This window comes from Pseudoneobacillus rhizolycopersici, assembly GCF_054786815.1.
The window spans coordinates 1-260 of sequence record NZ_JBTOOE010000142.1 but is presented as its reverse complement, the minus strand read 5'-3'; the positions used below and the strand labels follow the sequence as shown (position 1 = coordinate 260).

The following is a 260-nucleotide window of genomic DNA, read 5'->3' as shown; positions in this document are numbered from 1 at the left end:
AACCGTTCCCCCATGACGAGCTTGGCGAGATTTCAAACCACATTGTCCGCCTTTATGCCCGTTTGCAACAGGCTGTCGCTGACAGGGACAGCGAACATCGCGCAGCCCTCCATGAACAGCTTGAAAAGGAACGCATCAAAAAGCAACTCACGAATAACATAAACCACGAACTGAAAACCCCGGTCGCATCAATCAGGGTCAGTGTGGAGACGATGCTGGCACACAGGAATATGAGCGATGAAAAGCAGATATTGTTCCTG

Annotated in this window: 1 protein-coding gene; it reads left to right on the top strand. The window is 50.4% G+C overall.

The annotated features are described in order from the left end of the window. A partial coding sequence (locus ACX9YW_RS23175; protein WP_460351097.1) for a histidine kinase dimerization/phospho-acceptor domain-containing protein occupies window positions 1–260 on the top strand: 260 nt, incomplete at both ends.